17 protein-coding genes are annotated in these 18,314 nt (G+C 48.1%); 16 read left to right on the top strand and 1 reads right to left on the bottom strand.

Annotation, left to right across the window (positions count from 1 at the left end; translation table 11 throughout):
* Positions 1-2 precede the first annotated feature (2 nt).
* From ACKA06_RS01620 to ACKA06_RS01605, 4 genes are all read left to right on the top strand, one after another.
* Positions 3-776: an enoyl-CoA hydratase-related protein gene (locus tag ACKA06_RS01620; protein ID WP_411158898.1), complete on the top strand. Its 774-nt coding sequence runs from the start codon at positions 3-5 to the stop codon at positions 774-776.
* Between the two features lie 114 nt (positions 777-890).
* Positions 891-2,408, top strand: a complete 1,518-nt coding sequence (locus tag ACKA06_RS01615; RefSeq protein ID WP_411158897.1) for an aldehyde dehydrogenase family protein — start codon at positions 891-893, stop codon at positions 2,406-2,408.
* 67 nt (positions 2,409-2,475) lie between these two features.
* Entirely contained in the window at positions 2,476-3,351 is an 876-nt protein-coding gene (locus ACKA06_RS01610; protein ID WP_411158896.1) for a 3-hydroxyacyl-CoA dehydrogenase, read from the top strand.
* A complete protein-coding gene (locus tag ACKA06_RS01605; protein WP_032085530.1) occupies positions 3,348-4,550 on the top strand; it encodes a thiolase family protein in 1,203 nt (400 codons plus the stop codon). The genes ACKA06_RS01610 and ACKA06_RS01605 overlap by 4 nt, the downstream gene beginning before the upstream one ends.
* A gap of 38 nt (positions 4,551-4,588) precedes the next feature.
* Here the strand turns inward: ACKA06_RS01605 and ACKA06_RS01600 are convergent, their stop codons facing one another.
* Positions 4,589-5,506: a hypothetical protein gene (locus ACKA06_RS01600; RefSeq protein WP_411158895.1), complete on the bottom strand. Its 918-nt coding sequence runs from the start codon at positions 5,504-5,506 to the stop codon at positions 4,589-4,591.
* A 197-nt stretch (positions 5,507-5,703) separates the two neighbouring features.
* On the opposite strand from ACKA06_RS01600, the gene paaX reads away from it, so the two are divergent.
* The 12 genes from paaX (at position 5,704) to ACKA06_RS01540 (ending at position 18,262) form a co-directional block, all read left to right on the top strand.
* The gene (gene paaX, locus ACKA06_RS01595; RefSeq protein WP_064562506.1) at positions 5,704-6,579 is read left to right on the top strand and encodes a phenylacetic acid degradation operon negative regulatory protein PaaX; all 876 of its coding nucleotides are present in this window, start codon (positions 5,704-5,706) and stop codon (positions 6,577-6,579) included.
* 433 nt (positions 6,580-7,012) lie between these two features.
* On the top strand, positions 7,013-7,966 hold the full coding sequence (locus ACKA06_RS01590) for an NAD(P)H-dependent flavin oxidoreductase (RefSeq protein ID WP_411158894.1): 954 nt from the start codon (positions 7,013-7,015) through the stop codon (positions 7,964-7,966).
* Between the two features lie 479 nt (positions 7,967-8,445).
* Positions 8,446-9,450 (top strand): ABC transporter substrate-binding protein, encoded by a 1,005-nt coding sequence (locus ACKA06_RS01585; protein WP_411158893.1) that lies wholly within the window; start codon positions 8,446-8,448, stop codon positions 9,448-9,450.
* Between the two features lie 16 nt (positions 9,451-9,466).
* Entirely contained in the window at positions 9,467-10,495 is a 1,029-nt protein-coding gene (locus ACKA06_RS01580; protein ID WP_411158892.1) for an ABC transporter permease, read from the top strand.
* Positions 10,470-11,264, top strand: a complete 795-nt coding sequence (locus ACKA06_RS01575; protein WP_411158891.1) for an ABC transporter ATP-binding protein — start codon at positions 10,470-10,472, stop codon at positions 11,262-11,264. Before ACKA06_RS01580 ends, ACKA06_RS01575 begins: the two co-directional genes overlap by 26 nt.
* Positions 11,265-11,340: 76 nt before the next feature.
* Positions 11,341-11,478: a hypothetical protein gene (locus ACKA06_RS01570; RefSeq protein WP_411158890.1), complete on the top strand. Its 138-nt coding sequence runs from the start codon at positions 11,341-11,343 to the stop codon at positions 11,476-11,478.
* A 379-nt stretch (positions 11,479-11,857) separates the two neighbouring features.
* Complete coding sequence (locus ACKA06_RS01565; protein WP_058299049.1) at positions 11,858-12,253, top strand: thioesterase family protein; 396 nt, start codon at positions 11,858-11,860, stop codon at positions 12,251-12,253.
* A 51-nt stretch (positions 12,254-12,304) separates the two neighbouring features.
* Positions 12,305-13,411 (top strand): Leu/Phe/Val dehydrogenase, encoded by a 1,107-nt coding sequence (locus ACKA06_RS01560; RefSeq protein WP_032085535.1) that lies wholly within the window; start codon positions 12,305-12,307, stop codon positions 13,409-13,411.
* A 142-nt stretch (positions 13,412-13,553) separates the two neighbouring features.
* Entirely contained in the window at positions 13,554-14,624 is a 1,071-nt protein-coding gene (pdhA, locus tag ACKA06_RS01555) for a pyruvate dehydrogenase (acetyl-transferring) E1 component subunit alpha (RefSeq protein ID WP_032085536.1), read from the top strand.
* A complete protein-coding gene (locus tag ACKA06_RS01550; protein WP_058299047.1) occupies positions 14,621-15,616 on the top strand; it encodes an alpha-ketoacid dehydrogenase subunit beta in 996 nt (331 codons plus the stop codon). The genes pdhA and ACKA06_RS01550 overlap by 4 nt, the downstream gene beginning before the upstream one ends.
* A gap of 21 nt (positions 15,617-15,637) precedes the next feature.
* On the top strand, positions 15,638-16,831 hold the full coding sequence (locus tag ACKA06_RS01545) for a dihydrolipoamide acetyltransferase family protein (protein WP_032085538.1): 1,194 nt from the start codon (positions 15,638-15,640) through the stop codon (positions 16,829-16,831).
* Positions 16,832-18,262, top strand: coding sequence for a dihydrolipoyl dehydrogenase family protein (locus ACKA06_RS01540; RefSeq protein ID WP_411158889.1), 1,431 nt, complete (start codon positions 16,832-16,834; stop codon positions 18,260-18,262). It abuts the gene before it with no gap.
* The last annotated feature ends 52 nt before the right edge of the window (positions 18,263-18,314 follow it).

The raw sequence follows: 18,314 nt of genomic DNA, 5'->3' as shown, positions 1-18,314 counted from the left end.
TCGTGTACGAAACCATTAAATATGAAGTGAAAAATCATGTAGCCTGGATCACCCTGAACCGGCCGGATAAATTGAATGCGTTCATTCGCCAGCTCAATCTTGAAGTTGCAAAGGCAGTCAAGGAATCATCCCGTGACAAGGATGTGAGGGCCGTCGTCATAACGGGCGAAGGGCGTGCATTTTGTTCGGGGCAGGATTTGAGTGAAGTGGACGAAGAGATGGATCACGGGGAAGTGCTGCGGAATAACTACGGACCCATGGTGAAGGAAATCGAAGCCTGCGAGAAACCCGTGATCGCCGCGGTGAACGGTGTGGCGGCAGGGGCCGGTTTTTCATTGGCTCTGGCATGCGATTTCAGGATTGTATCAGAGAAAGCAAGCTTCGTTCAAGCGTTCGTCCATGTCGGTCTGGTCCCGGATTCAGGAAACCTCTACTACTTAACGAATCTGGTAGGCTATGCAAAAGCACTGGAACTCGCTGTTTTTGGTGAAAAAATCACCGCAGACCAAGCTGAAAAGCTCGGATTGGTGACGAAGCTTATCCCGATTGAAGGATGGCAGGAAGAAACAACGGCCTTTGCAGAACGGATTGCCTCCATGCCGACGAAGGCAATCGGACTCATGAAAAGGCTCTTGAAAGGAAGTCATGATGTATCCTTCCATGAATACTTAGAAAAAGAAGCTTACGCTCAGCGGATCGCCGGTCAAACCCAAGACCACCGCGAAGGCGTCACTGCGTTTCTTGAAAAACGAAGACCAGCTTTTCACGGTAAATAGATTGCTTTTGATTTAAGGTTGCAGCCAGCGTTTGATTGGAGTGCAAGACGAAGACTCCTGCGGGAAAATAAAAAGCGGTGTTTAGCATACTAAAACGAAAAAGGAGATGGGACGATGTCTACAGTAAAAGAACAAAGCTTTGAAGTACTTGAAATGAAAAGAGAGCATTATTCATTGGTGATCAACGGTCAGCGTATGGAAAGTGAATCAGGGGAAACGTTCACGACGTATAATCCTGCAACCGGCGAACCGATTGCAACGGTATCACTTGCTTCCGTGGAAGATGCAGAAAAAGCCGTCCAGGCTGCAAGGAATGCATTTGATCACGGTAAGTGGAAGAAGTTCCCGATCAACAAACGTTCCCGAGTACTGAATAAGATTGCCGGTATTATGCGTTCCCGCTTCAATGAACTGGTTTCACTTGAGATCATGGACAGCGGAAAATCGTTATCTGCAGCTCAAGGCCAGGTCATGCAGGCAATCGAAGACTTCGAATTCTACGCAGGAGCGATTGTGGGGCACCGCGGAACAGTGAACAATGTACCCGGTCAATTCACAAACACAGCAGAAAAAGAGCCTGTGGGTGTCTGTGCGCAGATCATTCCTTGGAATTATCCGCTCATGATGGCGGCCTGGAAGATCGCACCCGCGATTGCGTCTGGATGCTCTGTCGTCGTAAAGCCTGCGACACTTACTCCATTAACTGCAATTGTCCTCGGTGAAATCTGTATCGAAGCAGGAGTTCCTGAAGGAGTCGTAAATATTGTACCGGGGGCCGGATCCTCAGTCGGAAACTACCTTGTTGAACATAAAAAAGTAGACAAAGTGGCCTTCACGGGTTCAACACCGATCGGGAAAAATATCATGGAGAAGGCTTCTCAAACCCTTAAGCGTGTGACATTGGAGCTTGGAGGCAAATCTCCGAACATCGTCTTTGATGATGCAGATGTGGACGCAGCGGTGGACGGATCGCTGTTCGGTATCTTCTATAATACTGGACAGTCCTGTGAAGCACGCTCAAGACTTTATGTTCATGAAGACATTTATGAAGAATTCATGGAAAAATTCGTCGAGAAGACGAAAAAGCTTGCGCTTGGAGATCCGCACGACAAAGGGACTCATATCGGTGCGATCATCAACCAGGGTCAGGTCGATACCATCCACAGCTACGTGGAATCAGCCAAAGAGGACGGCGCTACCATCGTGACCGGAGGGAAACCGGCAACTGTGGAAGGCTTCGAAAAAGGTTACTGGTATGAGCCGACAATCATCACGGATGTCACTCATGACATGAAGGCTGTAAAGGAAGAAATCTTCGGACCGGTTGTTGTGGTCATGAAATTCAAAGATGAAAAAGAAGCCATCAAGATGGCCAACGACAGTGAATACGGACTTGGCTCAGCTGTATGGACACAGAATCATGGCCGCGCGACACGATTATCGAAAGCAATCCAGGCAGGTATTGTCATGGTGAACTGCCCATTCTCCGCATTCCCGGGCACACCGTTCGGAGGTTACAAGCAATCAGGATTCGGCCGCGAACTTTGTGTTGAAACGCTGGATCTATATACAGAAACGAAGAGCATCATCTCTTACTTCGGTAATCGTCCGCTGAATCCGTTCGGCGTATAAATAACAGCTTGATACAGGGGTTGTCCTTTCCGGGTCAACCCCTTATTGCACTAAAGGAGGAATAACAATGACACAGCATATCGTGGTGGTAGGTTCAGGGGTTATGGGAAGAGGCATTGCCTACGTAAGTGCCGTCGGGGGCTTCAGAACCACCCTGGTGGATATAAAGCAAGAACAGCTGGATCATGCCAAATCGGAAATTCAGAGCATTTTTGAAAAAGGTGTGGAAAGAGGGAAGATCACCGGTCAGGAATATATGGAGGCACGCGAGCAGCTTTCATATTCCACCAACCTCTCGATCACAGTCCGTGATGCAGATGTCGTCATCGAAGCGGTGCCGGAGAAGGCGGACATCAAGCGCGGGGTTTTTGAAGTGCTGGATGCGCATGCTCCTGACTACTGCTATCTTGCAACAAACACTTCAACGATGAGCCCGACAGAAATCGGCTCATTTACAAAGCGTCCGGATAAAGTCATTGCCATGCATTTCTTCAATCCTGTACATAAAATGCCGCTGGTGGAGATCGTGCGTGGATTGGAGACAAGTGATGAAACGGCCGAAGTGATTGAACAGGTTGCGCGCCTGATGGGCAAGGAAACAGTCGTCATCAATGAGTTTCCCGGTTTCGTTACAAGCAGGATCAGCGCACTGGTCGGAAACGAAGCCTTTTATATGCTGCAAGAAGGCCTCGGTTCACCGGAAGAAATCGATAAGGCCATCAAGCTGGGTCTGAATTATCCGATGGGTCCGTTTGAGCTTGGGGATCTTGTCGGATTGGATACGCGCTTGAACAACCTGAAATATCTTCATGAAAAGCTTGGGGAGAAATACCGGCCGGCACCGCTTTTGGAAAAGTACGTCAAGGCGGGGAGACTCGGCAGGAAATCCGGCAGGGGCGTGTATGATTACTCGGAAACGAAAGAAAAGGAGAGCCGGCCATGAAGGAAGTAGTCATTGTAGATGCAGTGCGTACACCGATCGGAAAGTATAAAGGAGCATTGAAAGATGTCCGTCCGGATGATCTTGGGGCAATTGTGATCAAAGCACTGGTTGAACGAAATGACATGATGCCGATGGATGAGATCGAAGAGGTTGTGCTCGGTAATGCCAACGGGGCAGGGGAGGACAATAGAAACGTAGCACGTATGTCCGCCTTGCTGGCAGGATTGCCTGTTGAAGTTGGAGCGACGACGATCAACCGGCTGTGCGGCTCCGGGTTGGATGCGGTGAATTATGCTGCACGTGCAATCCTTGCCGGGGAAGGGGATATTTTCATTGCCGGCGGGACGGAAAGTATGACAAGGGCACCCTTTGTCATGGCGAAGCCTTCCAAAGAATTTCCGAGAGGCAATATGGAAATGTTCGACACAACTATCGGGTGGCGATTCGTCAACTCGCGCCTGAAGCAGAGATACGGGACGGATTCCATGCCTGAAACAGCTGAAAATGTAGCAAAGCAATATGAAATCACCAGGGAGGAACAGGACCGCTTTTCCTTTGAGAGCCAGATGAAGGCGAAGCATGCAATGGAAGAAGGGCGATTCAGCGATGAAATCGTTCCTGTGGAAATCACCGACCGAAAAGGGAACGTCACCACTGTGACAGTCGACGAGCACCCCCGTCCCCAGTCAAGTATGGAAAAGCTCGGTAAGCTCTCCCCGCTATTTAATGAAGGAACAGTCACGGCAGGCAATGCGTCAGGAGTGAATGACGGAGCATCCGCGCTGTTATTGATGAGCAGGGAGAAAGCGGAGGAACTAGGCCTGAAACCGCTGGCACGGTATATCACCTCTGCGACTGCGGGACTGGAGCCTTCAGTCATGGGACTCGGGCCAATCTATGCAACGCGCAAGGCACTGAAGCGTGCAGGCCTTTCGCTTGATGAAATCGGGCTGGTGGAGCTAAACGAAGCGTTTGCGGCACAGTCGATCGCCTGCATGAGGGATCTCGGACTTAACGCGGAAATCGTTAACGTCAACGGCGGGGCAATTGCGTTCGGTCACCCGCTTGGTGCAAGCGGTGCGAGGATTCTGACCACCCTTGTACATGAAATGAAAAAGCGAGGAACCCGCTACGGCCTCTCGACGATGTGCATCGGTGTGGGGCAGGGGATTGCAACGCTGGTGGAGCAGGTGGAATAATTTTATTAAAGAGTTAAAAGGAAGGATGTTTCCTTCCTTTATTGTCTGCTTGTCTTTCGTGTTAACTTTTTATTGACCTTCCTCATGATGAAATAGCCTGCGTTGATATAGACGGCGAGGACCAAGAATTCATACCATAAAGCCAGGTATGTTTCAGTTGTGACTGGCATGAATAAGTTTGCTGCGGCAAGTCCCGTATACAGGGAAATTCCCACTACAGCCGTGTCCATTAATGACTGATAGGGGGACCACAGATTTTTAAAGTATGTTCCTAACAGAATAAGTGTCATCGCTGTGAAGAAAAGGCTATGTACAGTGTCAAACGACTGATCACGATCTACCTGCCAAATAGGAATCCAAAACAGTGCGGTTAAAAAGGAACAAACGGCCAAGAATGCTGTGAGTTTCTTCTTTTTATATACCCATTTAGAGTTACTTGTTTCTTCCCTTTTCTTGTACGATTCAGGGCGCCATTGAGGATGAGTGCTATGCTCTTTAGTCACTGCCATTACATCCGGGAGCTGGGAATTGGATTTAAACTGTTTTTTCTTTATATCCTTGTAAAATAATTTGTAATCCGTATGTGGTACATCCTTTAAATCCAGATCAGTAGTGAATACAGGGATAGTATGCTCGTTGAACAGTTGCAGCCATTTGGCCAGATCTTCCTGGGTTTCGGCTAGGAATAGTAAATACTGGTCGGTTTGTTTATCTTCATACTGAATGACTATGTTTGCTCCGATCCGGAATCGAATACTGCGGTCTGTACTACTGGAGGAAGTCCAAGGCAGATATGCATAGCCGATTAATGCCTCGGTCATATTTTGATATGATACAGTCTTTTCTTCCATTTTCTTTGTTTCTTTATTGAAAAATGTTTGGACGTACCCTTTTTCATTCCACCATGATTTATGAGCGGTCTTTCCTTCAACTGAAAGATATTTTTGTAAATCCATATGCTCTCCTTCATAAAAATTCTTTATATATCTTACGAACCTGCCATAGATAAGTTTCAAAAATACTCTACCATTTTTAAAGATTAAGTCAGCCTGAAAATATCCCTTTTATTATTAAAATTATGATATGATACTATTTAAACGTAAAATAAACGGCATAATATATTTTGGAAAGAAAGTAAAAAGGAGAGGCATCAATGAATACCAGATCAATGATTTTTACCCTGTACGGGGATTACATACGCCACTATGGAAATAAAATTTGGATCGGCAGCCTCATCCGGCTGCTGAATGAATTCGGCCACAATGATCAGGCCGTCCGGGCGGCGATCTCGAGGATGAATAAACAAGGCTGGGTACAGGCGGAGAAACAGGGGAATAAAAGCTATTATTCCTTGACTGAACCCGGCGTGGACCGCATGGAAGAAGCCGCAAACAGGATCTTCAAGCTGAAGCCGCAGGATTGGGACGGAAAATGGAGAATCTTCATGTACAGCATCCCTGAAGAAATCCGCAGTATCCGTGATGAACTTCGAAAGGAACTGGTTTGGAGCGGGTTTGGAACGCTTTCGACTTCGACATGGATTTCACCGAACAATTTAGAAAAACAAGTTCAGTCGCTGATCAAGAAATATGATATTAAAGAATACGTCGATTTCTTTATAGCAGAATATCAAGGTCCCAATGAAAATCAGCGGCTCGTCGAAAAGAGCTGGGACTTAAAAGAGATCAATGAACGTTACCAGGATTTCATTGCGCACTATAGCCAGCAGTATATGATTGATAAAAATAAAATTAAAAAAGGCGATATGAGCGACGCGGAATGCTTTGTGGAACGCACAAAGCTCGTGCATGAGTACCGTAAATTCCTATTCGTCGATCCCGGACTGCCTGAGGAGCTTCTTCCCGAAAAGTGGCTTGGGTCCCATGCCGCCTCCTTATTCGCCGAGTACTACAAAGAACTCGCGGAACCAGCCTCCCGCTTCTTCGAAAGTGTATTCGAAGACGGCAATGAACTGAAAAATAAAGACCGCAGCTACGATATCATGACCCACCCTTTATTGCTGGATTAAAAAAAGTGTTTTAGCATATGTTAAACCCGAACTAAATGGCTTTTTTACTGCCAAATTAGTTCGGGTTTTAGTTTTCATTTATGCTTGTTGGCGTCTTCACAGCGGTTGATTGGAGTGCAAGACGAAGACTCCTAACCGAAATGCGGAAGGGCTTTGCTCAGAGGCGTGTGGCATAAGACGAATCGGCCTGCAAGGCGCACTTTGCCTTCATGGACGGTTTGGCTTATGACATGTGCCACTAAGCCCTGAAGCTGGACAGTTCTTATCCTGAATAAGGAGAGGAGGCTCACCAACCGCCCGGGGAAAGCGAAGTCTTGCACGGAAATCATTAGCGGTTTTAAGTATCGATTATCATTTTACTAGAATAACGAAAGTTACCTCTTGTCTAAATTTTTGTAAACGTATAACATGAATTTAACGAAGGGGGATTATAATGAATAACTTAACGGAGATTCTCAATATTGATGTTCCCATTCTTCAGGGGGGGATGGGGAATATCAGCAATGCTCCTCTGACTGCAGCCGTTTCAGAAGCAGGTGCACTGGGTACGATCGGCGTTGGTACAATGGACGTCGATGAAGTTGAAAGTATAATCATAGAGACAAAGAATCTTACAACAAAACCATTTGCGTTAAATATTCCGATCGCCATCACTCCTCATTTACAGGAGATGGTCCGCCTGGTGGTTAAACATGGGGTTCCAGTCGTATCCTTATCGGCAGGAAATCCGACGCCTCTCATCCCATATTTTCATGAACATGGTGTGAAGGTCATCTGTGTGGTCGCTTCAAAGAAACAGGCGGTGAAAGCAGAACAAGCAGGGGCGGATATTATCGTGGGCGAAGGATATGAAGCGGCTGGGATCAATTCCAATCTGGAAACGACGACCCTTGCCCTCATTCCTCAGCTCGTTGATGCCGTCAGTATCCCCGTGGCCGCTGCAGGGGGTATCGGGGATGGAAGAGGGCTTGCGTCAATGCTTGCGCTCGGAGCAAGCGGGGTTCAGATGGGGACGCGCCTGATCGCGACTAAGGAAGCTCCGTTTCATGAAAACTATAAAACAGCGCTATTGGATGCAAAGGATGACAGTACTGTGATTGTCGGGCGCTCAGTCGGAAAAGTAAGAAGGGTCATGAAGGCACCTTACTCGGCGGAATTGCTGCAAAAAGAGAAAGAAGGCGTTCCTGCCGAGGAGTTCGGCAGGCTTACTTCGGAAGATTTTCATAGAATCGGTGCACTGGAAGGGAAGCTGGACCGGGGTTTCATCAATGGGGGACAGATCTCCGGACTGGTATCGGATATCCCGACAGTGAAAGAGTTGATAGAGAAAATGATGAGAGATGCAGAGGGCATTTTTACACGGTTAGTGAATCACAAAGTTAAATGATGGAGAAGAGGCATGTTCCTTTTATGGGGGCATGCTTTTTTGTTGGAAGCAATCTTCAATGCAATAGATGGGCACTGGCCTGACACTGGGTTATCGACCGTTTATCGATTTTATCGTCCGTTTTTTCGAGATATCACCTAAAACCTTTTTTTATCGATCATAATATCAATTTATCGCCCAAAATCGTAATATATCGACCATTCTACAAAATACGACACTATTCGCACTCACCACGAAAGCACCACCCTCCCCCTCCCCGTCACACTATTAAAAAATCAAAAATTCATCTAGATATTCAGACCCAAACCGTCTATACTAGTATTAATTTTTAAATTTTCGGAATATTATTGACTATTTTGTGACGGTGATGATAATATAACGTTGTATTCACGAAGGTGGTATTTTTTATTACAAGGGGGATCTAATAGTCTATTAGACTATTAATCATAAAATTTTTCAAGAGAAAAAGGGGGATATCAATGAAGAAGAAGAGTTTGTTGTTCGGTGCCATGACAATGCTTCTGGGTATGACTGTATTATCCGGATGCGGCAGCAGTGAAAAGAGTTCGGCAGATGATGGTGACAAGAAATATGTCATCGGTGTCACCCAGATCGTAGAACATCCTTCCCTGGATGCTGCATTTGAAGGATTTAAAAAAGCATTGGAGGAGAACGGCTTTAAAGAAGGCGAAAATGTTGAATACAATGTTCAGATAGCCCAGGGAGATCAAAGTAATTCACAAACGGCGGCCAAGAACCTTGTGGGTGACGGCGTAGACCTTATCTTCGCAAACTCAACCCCAAGCGCACAGCATGCGCTCAATGCCACAAAAGAAATTCCGATCGTTTTCACTTCGGTGACGGACCCTGTGGGTGCTGAATTGGTGAAATCGTTTGATGAGCCAGGCGAAAATATCACGGGTACGACGGATACTCATCCTGAAGCGATTTCCAAGACCCTTTCTTTTGTCACAGACGAAATGAAAGCGAAAACAATCGGTATCATTTATAACTCCGGTGAACAAAATGCTGTCGTTCAGGCAGAGGAAATCAATAAGTTTGCCAAAGACAAAGGAGTCAAAGTCGTAGAAGCTTCCGTTTCCACATCAGCGGATGTCAAGCAGGCAGCTGAATCCTTGACAGGGCGGGTGGATGCCATTTATATCCCTAAGGACAACACGGTGGTATCAGCACTTGAGTCGGTCATCGGTGTTGCGAACGAAAAGGATATCCCTTTATTCGTGGGTGAACTAGATTCATTGAAAAAAGGTGCGATTGCAGCAAGCGGCTTCAATTACGAAGATCTTGGTTACGAAACGGGAATGATGGCCGTCAAGATTTTGAAAGGTGAGAAAAAACCGTCTGAAATTCCTGTACAGGCTCCGCAAAATTTCGAGTTGATGTTTAATAAAAAAGCAGCGGAAGAGCAAGGTGTGGAAGTGAAAGATTCATGGTCTGATTTAGGAAAATTTCTTGAAGAATAAGGGAGGATGAAGATTCGTGCCAACAGCAATATTCGCATCCTTTGAATCTGGAATCATATACGCAATTATGGCCCTTGGAGTCTACCTGTCCTTTCGGATATTGGATTTTCCTGATTTAACGGTGGATGGCAGCTTCGTGACCGGGGCTGCTGTCGCCGCCACCATGATTGTCAGCGGCTACAATCCCGTTACAGCAACACTGACAGCAATCGTAATTGGATTTGCAGCGGGATGCATAACAGGTCTGCTTCATACATTTGGAAAAATCAATGCATTATTATCAGGGATACTGATGATGATTGCCCTTTATTCCATCAACCTCAGGATCATGGGACGATCGAATGTCCCTTTATTGAACCAGGATACAGCTTTTACAGGTGTTGAAAGTGTATGGGCACCGCTCGGCATCGATACAGCGCTCAACAAGCTCTGGATGGCAGTGGGACTTGGGGAACCTCTCCCGGGGACGTGGAGCATCCTGTTCATCATGGTGATCATCACACTCGCCATCAAGTTCCTGACGGATGCTTTCTTGAAAACCGAGGTCGGTCTCGCGCTTCGTGCAACAGGCGACAATCAGCGGATGATCCGCAGCTTCTCAGCCAATACAAATCTCATGATCATTTTGGGTCTTGGGATTTCTAACGGCATGGTAGCGCTGTCGGGTGCACTGATTGCCCAGTACAGCCGTTTTGCAGATGTCGGCATGGGGATCGGGATGATCATCATCGGTCTTGCTTCTGTCATCATCGGGGAAGCGTTATTCGGGACAAAGACAATCGCCCGCACGACACTAGCAGTCATAGGAGGTGCGATCATCTACCGTCTAGTCGTCAGTATGGCGCTCCGGGTTGAGTTCCTTGAAACCGGCGATATGAAGCTGATCACGGCGGTGATCGTCATCCTCGCTCTGATCATGCCGAAAGTGATGGACAGATACAAGGATAAAAAACGAAAAGCACAGCGTATGGCGGAAAGAATGAATAAGGTTTCTCTTACTGAAAGGAAGGGTGATGACGGTGCTGCAATTAAATCGAATTCATAAAGTCTTCAATGAAGGCACACCGGATGAGAAAATCGCCCTCGACGATATCCAGCTGACCATGAAACCGGGGGACTTCGTCACTGTCATCGGAAGCAACGGTGCAGGGAAATCTACTCTTATGAACATCGTATCAGGGGTCCTGCTCCCGGATGTGGGTAATGTCCTAATCGGTGACAATGATGTTTCCAGGGTATCGGAGTATAAGCGTTCAAAGCTGATCGGACGTGTCTTCCAGGATCCGATGGCAGGGACGGCGCCTTCCATGACGATCGAGGAGAACCTGGCGATGGCTTATTCCCGGAACCGGACAAGAACCTTCCGAATCGGTGTCACGAAGAAGAGGAAAGAATTCTTCAAAGAAGTACTCGAAACCCTGCATCTCGGTCTTGAAAACCGTCTGAACGCAAAAGTCGGAATGCTTTCCGGCGGGGAGAGACAGGCGCTGTCCCTTTTGATGGCGACTTTCACCGAGCCGTCGATCCTGCTGCTTGATGAACATACTGCAGCACTTGATCCGGCCCGTGCCGATCTGATCACGAACCTGACGAAAGAAATTGTGAAGAAATATCAGCTGACAACCCTGATGGTCACCCATAATATGCAGCAGGCACTCGATCTCGGCAACCGCCTGATCATGATGGACAAAGGACAGATCATCCTTGAAGTCAATGAAGATGAGAAGAAACACCTCACCGTCGAAGGGCTTCTGAACGAATTCCAGCGAATCCGCGGCAGCAAACTCGCAAGCGACCGCGCGCTTCTATCTTAAAAAAACAACGGGACTCCATATAAGGGGTGATTGCTTTTCGTATTGTAACTAGCACCAAAGTAAGAAGCAATCTAGCATGAAAAAAGTGCTTGGAGACAGATGCTCCAAGCATTTTTTATTCGTGGTTGAATTTAAAAATAATTTCTATAAAAAAACTACTAGAATAAGGGGAGGAATTCCTCTTAATAAGGAATTAGCTCCAAATAAGGAATGAATAGACGGAAATATTTCCCCTATTTACTCCAAGAGCATGAAAATGCCCCCTTTTACCTTGCCTTAACGGAAAAAGTCCCCTTATTTTCCCCAAACCTGGTCCGATTCTGCAGGATAACAGAAAAAACTCCCCTTATTTAAACAATTACAGGATACTGACAATGAAGGGCGAAAAAATGTTCTGCTTCATCTCCCCGTTAGACTTGACTCCATCCCGTTGCTTTTTTGTGTTAAAGCGCCGCGGGACGGGCTTTGAGGTTGGTTTGTAAACTGTTTAAATTTTAACAATATATTGACTATTTATAATACTGAATGTTATTATATCGTTAAATTAACGTTATATGAAAATGTATGATGCGTTGGTTTAAAGGGGGAAAGCGATGAAGTCCGGTTTAGCTGAAGGACATACTGCGACGATCATGACGGAAGTGTCCCCTTCCATGCATGCCCAGTTCGAAGGAAGTGTGGTGCATCCGGTTTATTCAACCGTTTCGATGGTCTACCACATGGAATGGGCGTCCAGGAAAATCATTCTTCCTTTTCTGGAGGAAGATGAGGAAGGCATGGGGGCGAAAGTGACTGTTGAGCACATGGCTCCAGCAGGCACCGGTGCCAGTCTTGAAATTAAGGCCGCGGTCATTAAATACGAGAAAAATATCATCGTGACGGAAGTGATTGTGAGAGATTTCAAGAATGACAGGATCATCGGCAGGGGAGAGGTCAAACAGGTTGTCCTGCCCAAAGAAAAAATAAGAGAAAGAATCGAACGTATATAATTTTTGAGCTCTAATCTGTAAGCGTTTACAAAAAGGTCTGGGGGAATCGGAATGGATATGTTTGAACAAATCAAGAACCATGAACAAGTTGTTTTTTGTAATGATGAAGATACAGGACTCAAAGCCATAATCGCAATACATAACACGACACTCGGCCCGGCACTCGGCGGCTGCCGCATGAGGCCATACGGCTCAGTGGATGAAGCATTGAACGATGTGCTTCGCCTGTCAAAGGGAATGACGTACAAATGCGCTGCGGCAGACGTTGATTTCGGGGGAGGAAAGGCAGTCATCATCGGTGACCCTGCGAAGGATAAGCATCCTGAATTATTCCGTGCCTTCGGTCAATTTGTGGAATCCCTGAACGGCCGTTTCTACACCGGAACAGACATGGGGACAGAACCTGAAGATTTTGTTTATGCACTGAAAGAAACGAATTGCATAGTAGGTGTCGATGAAGTATACGGAGGAAGCGGAGACTCGTCGATCCCGACTGCGATGGGGGTCATTTACGGACTGCAGGCAACGAACCAGACCATCTGGGGATCAAGGGACCTGCACGGGAAGAGCTATGCGATCCAGGGCCTTGGGAAAGTCGGTTATAAAGTGGCCGAGCGCCTCCTGGATGAAGGGGCGGATCTGTATGTGACCGATATCAATCAAGGTTCGATCGATCAGCTGGTATCAAAGGCGAAAAGCATGGGAGCGGCCATCAAAGTCGTATCAGGCGATGAAATTTATTCAGTCGATGCCGATGTCTTCGTGCCGTGTGCAATCGGCGGAATCATTAATGACGACACGATCGACCAGCTGAAAGTGAAGGCAGTCGCAGGGTCTGCCAACAACCAGCTTCTCGACCTGTCCCATGGGTTGAAGCTTCATGAAAAAGGAATCCTTTACGCCCCGGATTACATCGTCAATGCCGGCGGATTGATCCAGGTGGCAGATGAATTATACGAACCGAATAAAGAGCGGGTCCTTCAAAAGACAAGTGCCATCTATAACACCCTTCAGAATATTTACCTTCAAGCAGAGAACCAGCAGATGACCACAATGGAAGCAGCGGACCGCTTCTGCGAAGACCGCATCCACTCCCGCTCAAGAAGAAACAGCTTCTTCTCACACATGAAACGGCCTAAATGGGCAGTACGTCAATAAGAAAAACGTAGGGCGGCTCGTTCAGAGGTGACAAACATAAGATGAAGGCGTATTTTGCCTTCATGGACCATTTGGCTTATGACAAGTGCCTCTAAGCCCTGGAGCTGGACAATAAAAAATAAGCACCACACGAGGTGATGAAATGATCGAGGATTTTCCAATCGTCCAGGTGATGGACAATCAAGGGGAACTTATTCAAACCGAATATGAAAACGAGATTTCAGAAAACATGGCCCGGCAGTTTTATCGTCATTTGATCAGGATCCGAACCTTTGACCGTAAAGCAGTCAGTCTTCAAAGGCAGGGAAGGATTGGCACATATGCACCATACGAGGGCCAGGAAGCCTCGCAGGTCGGGACTGCCCTCGCCCTGGATGAGAAAGACTGGCTCTTCCCGACATACCGCGATCACGGGGCCGCGATGACGTTCGGTCATTCCCTGTTGAACATCCTCCTGTTCTGGAAAGGGAGGAATGAAGGGTGCGTCCCTCCGGAAGGGAAGAACATTTTCACACCGGGCATCCCGATTGCCACACAGCTCCCGCATGCGGTGGGTGCGGCCTATGCCGAGAAAAGGAAAGGGACGAGGAATGCTGCGATTGCATACTTCGGCGACGGTGCGACGTCTGAAGGGGATTTTCATGAAGGCTTGAATATCGCAAGCGTATGGGAGGCTCCGGTTGTCTTTTTTAACCAGAACAATCATTATGCGATATCAGTCCCGATGCACAAACAAATGAAAACGAAAACCATTGCCCAGAAAGCACTGGCTTATGATATCCCGGGAGTCAGGATAGACGGCAATGATATTTTTGCTGTGTATTTTGAAACGAAAAAAGCCCTGGAACGGGCACGAAGCGGAGAGGGACCGACCCTGATCGAATCGGTCACCTGGAGATACGGTGCGCATACGACTGCCGATGACCCGACAAAATACCGCGACCAGCAAGAGAGCGATGCGAGAAGGCATGACAACGACCCGGTAGACAGGCTCGTGAAATTCATGGAGAAAAAGGGCTGGATCGACGAGGATTGGATGGAATCAGTCGGGAATGAATGTGCGAAGGAAGTGGACCTCGCAGTTGATGAATTGGAAGCCTATCCTGCTGCAGATCCAAGTGTCATATTCGATTATGTTTTTGAAAAACCGACATGGACGATCCAGGAACAAAAAGAAAAGCTCCTGAAAAGTATGGGAGGAGTGAGCCGATGAGCACATTAACCAAGACAAAGATGCTGACGATGGTCGGGGCGGTCACGGATGGAATGAGAGTGATGCTGGCTGAACACGATGACGTGCTCCTTATGGGGGAAGATATCGGCACCAACGGAGGCGTTTTCAGAGCGACCGACGGACTGCAGGCAGAGTTCGGTGAAGACAGGGTCATGGATACCCCGCTCAGTGAAGCCGGGTTCATCGGTGCTGCGATCGGTATGGCCGTGAACGGCTTCAGACCGGTGGCAGAGGTTCAGTTCATGGGATTCATCTATCCTGCCTATGAGCAGATCATGACACATGCTTCCCGTCTGCGCTCAAGGACCCTTGGGCATTTCACATGTCCGCTCGTGATCAGAGCTCCTTACGGGGCGGGGGTCAGGGCGCCTGAAATCCATTCCGACAGCACTGAAGCGATCTTTACTCATATGCCGGGCATCAAGGTGGTCTGCCCTTCAAGCCCTTATGATGCGAAAGGGCTCATGATTGCGGCCATCGAAGACCCAGATCCGGTCCTTTTCCTCGAACCGATGAGATGCTACCGTTCCTCACGCGAAGAAGTGCCGGAAGAGAAGTACACGGTTGAAATCGGGAAAGGGAAGGTAGTGAAAGAAGGGGAGGACGTCACAGTCATCGCCTGGGGGGCCATGGTCAAGGTGGCGGAAGAAGCCGCAGAAGAAGCTGCGAAGAAAGGGATTTCATGTGAAGTGCTGGATCTGCGCACCCTTTATCCGCTGGATAAGGACTTGATATCTGACTCCGTCCAGAAAACGGGAAGGACAGTCGTGGTGCACGAGGCACACGCGACTGGCGGAGTGGGGAATGACGTACTCGCCATCATCAATGATACGTCCTTTTTATATCAAAAAGCACCGGTGGAGCGTGTGACGGGCTTTGACACACCCGTTCCGTATTTCGGTTTTGAAGATTTTTATCTGCCTGACAAGAAACGCGTACTGGAGGCAGTCAAGAAAGTGGCAGAATACTAGATTGATAAGAGGGGGGAGAGTATGGAGGTCAAGCTTCACGATATCGGGGAAGGCATGACGGAAGCGAACGTGAATCATTTCCTTGTCAAGGCAGGGGACACGGTCAAAGCGGATCAGCCGCTGGTGGAAGTACAGACGGACAAGATGACCGCTGAAATACCTGCGCCTTTCTCAGGCAGGATAAAAGAATTGAAAGTCGGGGAAGGGGAAACGATCCCGGTCGGTACGACTGTGCTGCTGATGGAAAAGGAAGATGGGATGCCGGAAGCAGTCACACAGCCGAAAAAGCCCCAGGGCATCAGGGCGAGGAGAGTACTGGCTTCACCTTACACAAGGAAAATCGCCAGGGAAAACGGTGTGGACCTGGATGAGGTCACCGGCAGCGGGGCAGGCGGACGGATCCTTGATGAAGACGTGTACACTTTTCTCCAAAAAGACACCGGCTCACAGCCTGAAGAGCCTATACGCGCTGAAGAGGCACTGGAAGTACAGGAAGTCCAGCCGGACGCTGCCGCCAAGGATACAAGCACGATCCCGTTCAGGGGAAGAAGGAAACAAATCGCTTCAAAGATGACACATTCCCTTCGCACGATCGCGCACTGCACCCACTTTGAAGAAATCGACGTGACCAATCTGCTGGAATGGAAAGAAACGATGAAGAGCCGGGGGCAGTCCATTTCGATGGGAGCCTATTTTATCAAAGTCATTTCGATCTGTTTAAAAGAGTTCCCTCTATTCAATGCGGAACTTGATGAAAAAAATGAGTGTGTCCATCTTAAACGGGAGCATCATATCGGTTTGGCAACAGACACAGAAGAGGGGCTGATCGTTCCGGTCATCCGCAATGTGGAAGCGAAATCGATGAAAATCATCCATCAGGAAATGAAAGAACTGACGCGCAAAGCGCAGGAAAATAGATTGACGGTCAAAGAAATGACTGGCGGGACATTCACGGTCAGCAATGTCGGTCCGCTGAATGGATCGATCGGAGCCACGCCGATCATCAATGAACCTGAAACCGGACTGCTTGCCTTCCATAAAACGAAGAAGCGGCCGATGGTGAATGAAAACGATGAAATCGTCATCCGTTCGATGATGAATGTGTCGATGTCTTTCGATCACCGGGTAGCAGACGGCGGCACGGCGGTACGATTCACCAACCGTTTGCGTGATCTCATAGAGGAACCCCAAACCTTGCTTCTGGAGTTGATATAAATGGTAGTGGGAGAAATCACGGAAGATAAAGATGTTGTCGTCATCGGCGGCGGACCGGGCGGATATCATGCCGCCATCAGGGCTGCAGGCCTTGGGCGGCGGGTGACCCTCATCGAAAAGGAAGAACTGGGGGGCACATGCCTCAATAAAGGGTGCATACCGTCCAAGATCTTCACCCATTTTGCACAAGAATATAAGAAACTCGGCCATCTAACGGAAATGGGAATGGAATTCATGCAGACAGATCTGAACATGTCCCTCCTTCAACAGTACAGGGAGAAAAAGGTCACCCAGCTCCGCAAAGGGGTGGAAGCACTCTGTAAAGCGAATGAAATCGAAATCGTGAAAGGGACTGCTTCTTTCCTCTCGGATTCGAGGATCGGAGTGGAAAACGGGCACGAGTTCTCACTGTTTAATTTTAAACAGGCGATCATAGCGGCCGGGGGAGAATTCCATTATGAAGCAGGCATTCAGTTTGACTCAGAAAGAATTCTGAAAGAACGCGACATCTTTACGCTGGAAGAAATTCCGAATGAACTGGCTGTCTGCGGATCGGATTATATTTCACTCGAAATCGCCTCGTCCTTTGCGGCGCTCGGGTGCAGGGTCACACTGATCCTGCCGGAGGGACTGCCATTCGATGCGAGTATTACGAAAGAACTCCTGAGACTTTTTAAAAAGCAGAAGATAACCGTGCTGAAAGACTGTGAGCTTCAGGAGGTATCGAGGAACGAATCCGGGGTTCGCACGATTCTGAAGAAAGAAAATGGTGAAACCATCTCGATCGAAAGCAGTCATTTCGCTGTAAGCGGAAGTGTAAGGCCGAATGTAGGAAATCTGGGCCTTGACCGCCTGGGAATCGAATTGACAGGGGACGGGTTCATTAAAACCGACAACCTGGGAAGGACTTCGATTGATAACCTATGGGCTATAGGCGATGTGACACAAGGCCTGCCCCTTGCAGTAAAAGCGATCAAGCAGGGCAAGGCGGCGGCAGAGGCCATCGCGGGAAGGCACCCTGAAGTTGACCTCCGGCATATACCGACAGTCATCCAGCTTACTCCGCCAGTGGCTTTTACGGGGTTGAGTGAAAGCCAGGCGGAAGAGGAGGGGTATGCGGTTTCCGTGAGCGAATACCCTGTGAGGGCGAATGGCTATGCGGGTGTGACAGGTGCATCGGACGGCCTGGTGAAGATTGTCTCTGATAAAGAAACCGATCTTATACTCGGAATTCATATGATCGGGGCAGGCGCCGTCGAGTTGATCCAAACCGGGGTCCTCGGACTTGAAATGGCAGCCAGGGATGAAGATTTCAGTTTTCCCCTGTATGCTCATCCGGGGTTCGGAGAGAGCCTTTTGGAAGCAGTGGAAGCAATAAAGGGAGCGGCGGTCCATCTGCCTCCCCGCAAAAAAGAGCCGGCTGGAAGATAGTGCGCTTCATTGCAGAAAAGCGTTCAAGCTTCACCGGCCGCTCTTGAGAAGA

Origin of the sequence: Rossellomorea oryzaecorticis (genome assembly GCF_045897515.1) — a bacterium.
GTDB lineage: Bacteria > Bacillota > Bacilli > Bacillales > Bacillaceae_B > Rossellomorea > Rossellomorea enclensis.
Note: the sequence above shows the minus strand (reverse complement) of the source record. Positions and strands in the feature narration are given on the sequence as shown.